The 7,245-nt window shown below is 70.9% G+C and carries 5 protein-coding genes; 4 read left to right on the top strand and 1 reads right to left on the bottom strand.

What is annotated here, in order from left to right:
* The coding region (locus ACTB72_RS19430; RefSeq protein WP_463038670.1) for a hydantoinase/oxoprolinase N-terminal domain-containing protein at window positions 1-530 on the bottom strand (530 nt) is incomplete at its 3' end.
* A 412-nt stretch (window positions 531-942) separates the two neighbouring features.
* On the opposite strand from ACTB72_RS19430, the gene ACTB72_RS19435 reads away from it, so the two are divergent.
* From ACTB72_RS19435 to ACTB72_RS19450, 4 genes are all read left to right on the top strand, one after another.
* Window positions 943-1,611 carry a TetR/AcrR family transcriptional regulator gene (locus ACTB72_RS19435; RefSeq protein ID WP_463038671.1) on the top strand — a complete coding sequence of 223 codons (669 nt, stop codon included), beginning with the start codon at window positions 943-945 and terminating at the stop codon, window positions 1,609-1,611.
* On the top strand, window positions 1,611-2,822 hold the full coding sequence (locus tag ACTB72_RS19440) for an efflux RND transporter periplasmic adaptor subunit (protein WP_463038672.1): 1,212 nt from the start codon (window positions 1,611-1,613) through the stop codon (window positions 2,820-2,822). The genes ACTB72_RS19435 and ACTB72_RS19440 overlap by 1 nt, the downstream gene beginning before the upstream one ends.
* A gap of 27 nt (window positions 2,823-2,849) precedes the next feature.
* Entirely contained in the window at window positions 2,850-6,023 is a 3,174-nt protein-coding gene (locus tag ACTB72_RS19445) for a multidrug efflux RND transporter permease subunit (protein WP_463038673.1), read from the top strand.
* A gap of 237 nt (window positions 6,024-6,260) precedes the next feature.
* The coding region (locus ACTB72_RS19450) for an MBL fold metallo-hydrolase (RefSeq protein ID WP_463038674.1) at window positions 6,261-7,245 on the top strand (985 nt) is incomplete at its 3' end.

Below are 7,245 nucleotides of genomic sequence, written 5' to 3' on the forward strand. Positions count from 1 at the left end.
ATCTCGCGCACCCGGCGCTCATGGGCGGGGTTGGCGTAGGCGTGCAGGAAGGCGACGCCGACCGACACCGCGCCCGAGGCCACGATCCGCGCCGCGACCGCGCGCACCGCGGCCTCGTCCAGCGCCAGCAGGCGCTCGCCGTTGACGTCCATCCGTTCGGGCACGGTGAAGCGCAGCGCCCGGGGGACCAGCTGGGCGGGCTTGTCGATCATCAGGTCATATTGGTCGAAGCGGCTTTCGTCGGCGATGTCGAGCACGTCGCGAAACCCGTCGGTGGCGATCAGCGCGGTCTTCGCGCCCTTGCGCTCGATGATCGCGTTGGTGGCGAGCGTGGCGCCGTGCACGAACACCGTCACGTCCGAAAACGCGGCGCCCATGCGGGCCAGCACCGTCTCCGCCCCCTCCAGCAACGCCTTCTCGGGCGCGCCGTGGGTGGTCAGCACCTTGACCGAGACCCGGGTCTCGCCCCGCTCGGCCACGATGTCGGTGAACGTGCCTCCGATATCGGCCGCCAGTCCTATGCCGGTCATGCGCGCGGGTCCTTCTGCTTCGTGTCTGCGTGATCTGGTCCGCCGGGGCGCCTGGCCCGGGGCGGTTCAGCCTGCGACGGACGATGGTGCGCCGCAAGCGTCTTGCGGGGCTTCGTCGCCGCACGCCGCGGCGGCCGAAGGCCTCGCCCCGCCCCGGGAGAGGGGTCTGCGCCCGGAAAACGCAGGCTCCGCGAACGGGGAGCGCGACGCGGAAACGGCATTGCGCGCAAGAGCCTGCGCGCTGCCGCGCCCCCTCGCCGGTCGGCCGCGCGCACCCCTTCCGATCACATTCGCGCCAGACCGCGCGCCTTGCCGGGAAAAGATGCTGCACTGCGGCCGAAGCGCGGTTGACGACGCGGAGTGCGGCGTATACCCAACCATCTGGTCGGAAATACTGTAGGGAACCGCCAGGATGGGACGCCGCCGCACGGTGGACAGGGACGCGCTGCTCGACGCCGCCGAGACCGTGGTCCGGCGCGACGGCGCCGCGCGCCTGACGCTGGAGGCGGTGGCGGCCGAGGCCGGGATCTCCAAGGCCAGCGTGCTCTATGACTGCCAGTCCAAGTCGGGGCTGGTCGCGGCCATCGTCGAGCGGCGGCTGGCCGAGGCTGCGGAGCGGATCCGCACGCTGCAGACCGCGCTCGGCGAACAGCCCAACGCCTGCGTGCGGGCCCGCATCGCCTTCGCCGCCGAGGAGGTCGCCTCCGAGGACCGCGAGGTCACCATGTCGATCTGCGGCGCGCTCGCCTTCGACGCGGCGCTGGCCGCGCCGATCCGCGCCGAGTTCGACCGGGTGATCGACGAGATCCGGACCGGGTCCCGCAATCCCCGCGGGGCGATGCTCGCCTTCCTCGCGGTGGAGGGGCTGCAGACGCTCGAGCGCTTCGACATCCACGAATTCACGCCGCAGGACCGCCGCGCGCTGCTCTCGGAAATCGAGCGGCTGGCCGGGCAGGACCCTGCGGACTGGCCCGATACCCATCCCCACGACGCCACGGCGCGGACGGAGGCCGGGGCGCAGGATGCGCCCGCCCCCGTCCGCGTCCCCGTCCGCACGCGACGCGGACAAGGAGAGCCTTGATGAGACTGCACCGATACGCCGCCCCCGCCACGGCCCTGATCGCGGCTCTGCTGCTGGCCGGCTGCGACGACGAACAGGCTTCGGGCGCGCCGGCGGGCGGCGGCGGCGGTCGTCCGCCCTCCCCCGTCGCGGTGATCGAGGCGACGCCCGCCGCCATCCCGCTGGTCAATGAGCTGCCCGGCCGCATCGCGCCGACCCGCATCGCGGAAGTGCGGCCGCGCGTCTCCGGCATCCTGGTGGAGCGGGTGTTCCAGCAGGGCTCGCGGGTGAAGGCCGGCGACGTGCTCTACCATATCGACTCCGATGCGTTCCGGGTCCAGGTCGAGCGCGCCGAAGCGATGCTCGCCCAGGCCGAGGCCACCCGCAAGGCCGCGTCCCAGTCCAACGCCCGCCAGATCGAGCTGCGCGAGCGCAAGGTGGTCTCGGCCCAGCAGTTCGACGATGCGGCGGCCGAGCTCGCGATCGCCGAGGCCGGCGTCGCGGTGGCGCGCGCCAACCTCGCCGCGGCCCAGCTCGACCTCGAACATGCCGATGTGCGCGCGCCCATCGATGGCCGCATCGGGCGGGCCCGGGTGACCGAGGGCGCGCTGGTCACCGCCAACGCGGTCGAAAGCCTCGCCACCATCCAGCAGTTCGACCCGGTCTACGCCGACTTCACCCAGTCGGCCTCGGCGCTGATGGCGCTGCGCCGGGCCCATGCCGCCGGCCAGCTGACCCGGTCCGAGACCGGCGAGGCGCAGGTGCGCCTGCTGCTCGACGACGGGTCCGAATACGCCCACAAGGGCCGGCTGCTGTTCACCGAGGCCACCGTCGACGCGTCCACCGGCCAGATCATCCTGCGCGGCGAATTCCCCAATCCCGACGGGGACTTGCTGCCGGGCATGTATGTGCGGGTGCTGATCGAGCAGGGCGTGCAGAACGAGGCGCTGGCGGTGCCGGTGCAGGCGGTGCAGCGCGACATGGGCGGCAAGCCGCTGCTCTACGTGGTCGACGCGGACGGCCGCGCCCAGATGCGGCCGGTGAAGGCCGGCCGCGTGATCGGCGACCGCTGGGTGATCGACGAAGGCCTGGCCCCCGGCGACAAGGTGATCGTCGAGGGGTTCCAGAAGATCGGCCCCGGCGCGCCGGTCGCCGCCGCCCCCTGGAAGCGCGGCGACGCGCCCGCGCCCGCCGCCGCCGCCGAAGCCGGCGCCAAGCCCAACGCCGGCTGATCCCGCGACGATCCGAGGACCGCACCGATGCCCGCCTTTTTCATCGACCGCCCGATCTTCGCGTGGGTGGTGGCGATCTTCATCGTCATCGCCGGCGCTCTCGCCATTCCGATGCTGCCGATCGCGCAGTATCCCAACGTGGCGCCGCCGCAGGTGTCCATCACCACCAACTATCCCGGCGCCTCGCCCGAGGACCTCTACCTCACCGTCACCAAACCGATCGAGGAGGAGCTGAACGGCGCCGAGGGGCTGCTCTATTTCGAAAGCACCTCCGACGCGTCGGGCCGGGTGCAGATCACCGCGACCTTCGAGCCGGGGACCCGGATCCAGGAGGCTTCGGTCGACGTGCAGAACCGCATCCGCCGCGTCGAATCCCGCCTGCCCACGGTGGTCACCACCCAGGGCATCCAGGTCGACAAGTCCTCGGCCGGGTTCCTGCTCGTGGTCTCGCTGATCTCCACCGACGGCACCGTCGATCCGGTGGGCCTGGGCGACTACCTGAGCCGCAACGTGATCGGCGAGATCCGGCGCATCGAGGGCGTGGGCGGCGCCACCCTGTTCTCCGCCCAGCGGGCGCTGCGCATCTGGCTCGATCCCGACAAGATGATGGGCCTCGACCTGACCGCGGCCGACGTCATCGCCGCGGTCCGCGCCCAGAACGCCCAGGTCGCGGCCGGCAAGATCGGCGCCGCGCCCAACCCGACCTCCCAGCAGATCACCGCCACGGTGATGGTCGAGGGGCAGCTTTCGAATGTCGAGGAATTCAACGACATCGTGCTGCGCGCCAATGCCGACGGCTCCTCCGTGCGGCTGTCGGACGTGGCGCGGGTGGAAATCGGGGCCGAGAACTACACCAACTCGTCGCGCCTCAACGGCCAGCCCTCGGCGGCGGTGGGCGTCCAGCTTTCGCCGACCGGCAACGCCATGGCCGCCTCCGAGGCGGTGCACGCCAAGATGGAGGAGCTGGCGCGCTACTTCCCCGACGGCATCGAATACCAGATCCCCTACGACACCGCGCCCTTCGTCGCCCTCTCCATCGAGAAGGTGCTGCACACGCTGGCGGAGGCGGTGGGCCTCGTCTTCGTGGTGATGTTCGTGTTCCTGCAAAGCTTCCGCTACACGGTGATCCCGACGGTGGTGGTGCCCATCGCGCTGCTGGGCGCCTGCGCCGCGATGCTGGTCGCGGGGTTCTCGATCAACGTGCTGACCATGTTCGCCATGGTGCTCGCCATCGGCATCCTGGTCGACGACGCCATCGTGGTGGTTGAGAACGTCGAGCGTATCATGTCCGAGGAAGGGCTTCCCCCCAAGGAGGCCACGAAGAAGGCGATGGGCCAGATCCAGGGCGCGATCATCGGCATCACCCTGGTGCTGACCGCGGTCTTCGTGCCGATGGCCTTCTTCCCGGGCGCGGTCGGGGTGATCTACAAGCAGTTCTCGATGACCATGGTGGTGTCGATCCTGTTCTCCGGCTTCCTCGCGCTGTCGCTGACGCCCGCGCTCTGCGCCACCTTCCTCAAGCCGGTGGCCAAGGGGCATCACGCGACCAAGCGCGGCCCGTTCGGCTGGTTCAACAAGGGCTTCGGCCGGTTGACGAACGGCTACGGCCGGCTGGCGCGGCTGTCGATCCGGCGGGCCGGGCTGATGATGCTGCTCTATCTCTGCCTGCTGGGCGGGCTCGGCTACGGCTGGACCCAGCTGCCGTCGGCCTTCCTGCCGGCCGAGGACCAGGGCTATCTGCTGGTCGACATGCAGACCCCGCCCGAGGCCTCGGTCAACCGCACCATGGACGTGATCGAGACCATGGAAGGCATCTTCGCCCAGGAGCCGGGCGTGAAGACCGTGATCGCCATCCAGGGCTTTTCGTTCTCGGGCGTCGGGCAGAACGCGGCGCTGGCCTTCGTGCCCTTGAAGGACTGGTCCGAGCGCGGACCGGCGGACAGCGCCCAAGCCATCGCCGGGCGGGCCACGATGAAGCTGCTCGGCATCAAGGACGCCATCGCCTTCGCGCTGTCCCCGCCCTCCATCCAGGGGCTGGGCACCACGTCGGGCTTCGACTTCCGCCTGCAGGACCGCAACGGCGCGGGCTCGGCGGCGCTGGAAGGGGCCAAGCAGCAGCTGCTCGCGGCGGCGGCGAAAAGCGAGGTGGTCACCGGGCTGCGCATCTCCGGCCTGCCGGCGGCCCCGCAGCTGCGCCTGATCATCGACCGCGAGAAGGCCAACACCTTCGGCGTGCAGTTCGCCACCATCAACAACACGCTGTCGGCCAATCTCGGCTCGGCCTACATCAACGACTTCCCCAATGCGGGCCGCATGCAGCGGGTGACGGTGATGGCCGACGACCGGGCGCGGATGCAGCCGCAGGACCTGCTCGACCTCAACGTCGAGAACGTCAACGGCGGCATGGCTCCCCTGTCCGCCTTCGCCACGGTGGAGTGGACCCGCGGCCCGCTGCAGATCGTGGGCTACAACGGCTACCCGTCGGTGCGCATCTCCGGCGCCGCGGCCCCGGGCTATTCGACCGGCGACGCCATCGCGGAAATGGAGCGGCTGGCCGCCGACCTCCCCCAGGGCTTCGGCTACGAGTGGACCGGGCAGAGCCTGCAGGAGATCCAGTCCGGCTCTCAGGCGCCGTTCCTGATCGCGCTGTCCATCGTCTTCGTGTTCCTGCTGCTGGCCGCGCTCTACGAAAGCTGGGCGATCCCGCTGGCGGTGATGCTGGTGGTGCCGCTGGGGGCCATCGGCTCGGTTCTGGCGGTGATCAACGAGGGCATGGCCAACGACGTCTACTTCAAGGTCGGGCTGATCGCGATCATCGGCCTGTCGGCCAAGAACGCCATCCTGATCGTGGAATTCGCCAAGGATCTGGTGGCGGAGGGGCATGACCTGGTCTCCGCCACGCTGGAGGCGGCGCTGATCCGGTTCCGGCCCATCGTGATGACGTCGCTCGCCTTCACGCTCGGCGTCACGCCGCTGGCGCTGGCGACGGGCGCGTCCTCGGCATCGCAGAACGCCATCGGCATCGCGGTGCTGGGCGGCATGATCTCGGCCACGCTGCTGGCGGTGGCCTTCGTGCCGGCGTTCTTCGTGTTCATCATGCGCCGGGTGTGGAAGGACGGGCATGCGCCCAACACCACGCCGCCGGCGGCGAAGCCCGGGCCCGCGCCCGACGACGGGCCGGTGAACGTGTTCACCGCCTGATCGGGCGGGACGGTCGAAAAGCAGAGGGGCGCGCCGGGGACGGCGCGCCCCTTTCGCATGGCGAGGCGGGTCGGCGCGCGGGCGCGCGGGCGCTCCATACCCGCCGGAATGTTTTCGCGTGCGTCCGGCGCGGGCGCTGGTATGCTAAGGCGACCATATCAGGCGGGCGATGGAGTCGCCCGGCCCCCGGGGCGCGCGCCCGCAAGCGCGCCGCGCCCGCCCAGGAAAGGACGCCCCATGCCCCGCGACGCGCACGACGCAGCCCCCCTGCCCTTCGCCGCCCCCCCCGCGCCGGGCGAGGCGATCGAGGCCGCGCCCGGGGTGATGTGGATGCGCTTCAAGCTGCCCTTCGCGCTCAACCACGTGAACATCTATGCGGTGGAGGACGGGAACGGCTGGGCGGTGATCGACACCGGCATCGGCGACGAACCGACCAAGGAGGCCTGGGCGGCCGCGCTTTCCGGCCCGCTGCGCGGACGGCCCCTGACCCGGGTGATCGTGACCCATCACCATCCCGACCACGTGGGCCTCGCCGGCTGGCTCTGCCGAACCCACGACATCCCCCTGCACATGGGCGAGACCGAATATCTCTCCGCGCGCTTCTACATCTCGGGCCGCGAGGCGGTGCATGGCGACGTCTATCGCGACTTCTACGGCCGCCACGGCATGGCGGGCGCGCTGATCGAGTCGGTGGTCGGGCGCGGGCACCGCTATCTCGAGATGCTGACTGGCATGCCGCCCTGGTTCATCTCGCTCGACGCCGGGGAGACGCTGGATATCGGCGGGCGGCGGTTCGAGATCCTCAAGGGCGGCGGCCACGCCCCCGACCAGGCCATGCTGTTCTGCCGGGACGAGGGGCTGTTCTTCGCCGCCGACCAGGTGCTGCAGCGGATCACGCCGAACATCTCGGTCCACGCGCCGCAGCCGGAGGCCGACCCGCTCGGTCACTTCTTCCGCTCGCTCGCCGCGATCAAGGCGACGGTGCCGGACGGAACCCTGACCCTGCCCGGCCACGAGCTGCCGATGACCGCCCTGCACCGGCGCATCGACGAGCTGCGCGCCCATCACGACCACCGCTGCGACGACATCCTGGAGATGGTGGCCGCGGGTCCGCTGACCACCGCCGAGATCACGCCGCGCCTCTTCCGTCGCCAGCTCGACGACCACCAGATGAGCTTCGCCTTCGCCGAGGCGCTGGCGCATGTCACCCGCCTGCTGCGCG

Source organism: Albimonas sp., assembly GCF_055129145.1.